The 2,304-nt window shown below is 50.6% G+C and carries 2 protein-coding genes; both read left to right on the top strand.

Annotation, left to right across the window (positions count from 1 at the left end):
* Nucleotides 1-408 precede the first annotated feature (408 nt).
* Complete coding sequence (gene chiP, locus L977_RS14740) at nt 409-1,806, top strand: chitoporin ChiP (protein ID WP_014883015.1); 1,398 nt, start codon at nt 409-411, stop codon at nt 1,804-1,806.
* Nucleotides 1,807-1,853: 47 nt separating this feature from the next.
* Nucleotides 1,854-2,180 carry a ChiQ/YbfN family lipoprotein gene (chiQ, locus tag L977_RS14735; protein ID WP_032629169.1) on the top strand — a complete coding sequence of 109 codons (327 nt, stop codon included), beginning with the start codon at nt 1,854-1,856 and terminating at the stop codon, nt 2,178-2,180.
* Nucleotides 2,181-2,304 lie beyond the last annotated feature (124 nt).

Raw genomic sequence — 2,304 nt, 5'->3', positions numbered from 1 at the left:
TGCGGCGTTTTTTTTATTAATGATCATATCGTTAAAGTGGCGTTGTAAAAATGTCCGCCGTTATTTTTGGTCAATGTGGTGCTACTTATTTTTTTTAAAAAAGTTTGTCTGTTTTTGAAAATGGCAAATTTCGCAAAATACGCGATTTCTAATGTTCTAATACCCTGAAATACGCTGCTATACCCCCGCCAAATCACGCTTCCGGCCAAATGTTACAAAGCACTACCAATTATGTGCACTTCGTCATAATCCTGACTTTTGCCTGATGAAAAGCATTGATAATTCGCGTCGCGAAAAATAACCTAAAGACGGTAGTTAATTCGAGGGTATTTATAACTACCCCTGACCGCCTGGTCTTTTTTATTTTCGCCGTTTTAGGCGCTTTAATTCGTCAAAGAGGAATAATCTATGCGTACGTTCAGTGGCAAACGTAGTGCGCTGGCGCTGGCTATTGCCGGTGTGACAGCAATGTCTGGCCTGGTTGTTACACCTGAGGCGAAAGCTGCGGGTTTCATCGACGATTCTACCCTCACGGGCGGCATCTATTACTGGCAGCGTGAACGTGACCGTAAAGACGTCGCCGAAGACAAATATAAAACCAACCTTTCTCACTCCACCTGGAACGCCAACCTGGACTTCCAGTCAGGCTATGCCGCAGATATGTTCGGCCTGGATATCGCTGCATTCACCGCGATCGAAATGGCGGAAAACGGCGACAGCGGCCACCCTAACGAAATTGCCTTCTCCTCCAGCAACAAAGCTTACGATGAAGACTGGTCCGGTGATAAGAGCGGTATCAGCCTGTACAAGGCCGCAGCGAAATTTAAATACGGCCCGGTCTGGGCGCGTGGAGGGTATATTCAGCCAACCGGCCAGACGCTGTTAGCACCACACTGGAGCTTCATGCCAGGTACCTATCAGGGCGCAGAAGCCGGGGCGAACTTTGACTATGGTGATGCGGGTGCGTTGAGCTTCTCCTATATGTGGACCAACGAGTATAAGGCTCCATGGCACATTGAAATGGACAAGTTCTACCAGAACGATAAGAAAACCAAAGTCGATTATCTCCACTCGCTGGGCGCGAAATACGACTTTAAAAACGATCTGGTACTGGAAGCCGCATTTGGTCAGGCGGAAGGTTATATCGATCAGTATTTTGCTAAAGCCAGCTACAAATTTGATATCGCAGGAAGTCCGCTGAGCACCAGCTACCAGTTCTATGGTACGCGTGACAAGGTCAGCGATGGCGGCGTCAACGACATTTATGACGGCACCGCGTGGCTGCAGGCGCTGACTTTCGGCTATAAAGTTGGCCAGGTTGATTTACGCCTGGAAGGGACATGGGTGAAGGCGGAAGGGCAGCAGGGCTACTTCCTGCAACGTATGACGCCAACTTACGCGTCATCTAACGGTCGTCTGGATATCTGGTGGGATAACCGCTCAGACTTCAACGCCGATGGTGAAAAAGCGGTCTTCTTCGGCGCAATGTATGATCTGAAAAACTGGAACCTGCCGGGTTGGGCAGTGGGCGCTTCTTACGCTTACGCCTGGGACGCAAAACCTGGCGACATGGCCACGCCGGATGCGTACTACGATCCAAACTATCGCCTGAAAGAGTCCTCCTACAGCCTGGATGCTATCTATACCCTGCAGGATGGGCGCGCGAAGGGCACGATGTTCAAACTGCACTTCACTCAGTATGACAACCACTCCGATATCCCGAGCTATGCGGGCGGTTACGGCAACATCTTCCAGGATGAACGTGACGTGAAATTCATGGTTATTGCCCCATTCACCATCTTCTGATGAATCATCCGGCGGGTTAAGGCCCGCCGGACCGGAGACTGCACATGATGAAAAAAATCGTAATTGTCGCGATGCTTGCATCGGGGCTGGTGGCCTGCGCTCAGCCTCAGGCACCGAAGGAAGATTCCAGGCTGAAGGAGGCTTACAGCGCCTGTATTAATACCGCACAAGGCTCGCCGGAGAAAATTGAAGCCTGTCAGAGCGTACTGAATGTGCTGAAGAAAGAGAAAGCGCATGAGCAATTCGCGACGCAGGAGAATATTCGTGTGATGGATTATCAGGCCTGTATCCAGGCGCGTAAAACGGGTAACGATCAGGAAGTCGCGAAGCGTTGCGATAAGATCTGGGACGAGATACGCAATAACAATAAATAAGTTGCTTTACGCCCGGTGGCGCTGCGCTTACCGGGCCTACAAAGGCGTCATAGTCCGTAGGCCCAGGCGCTGCGCCACCGGGCTTTTTAAGGCAAAAAAAAGCCAGCCTTACGGCTGGCTCAGA

Source organism: Enterobacter sp. ZOR0014 (assembly GCF_000798855.1).
In the GTDB taxonomy this organism is placed as follows: domain Bacteria; phylum Pseudomonadota; class Gammaproteobacteria; order Enterobacterales; family Enterobacteriaceae; genus Enterobacter; species Enterobacter kobei.
Note: the sequence above shows the minus strand (reverse complement) of the source record. Positions and strands in the feature narration are given on the sequence as shown.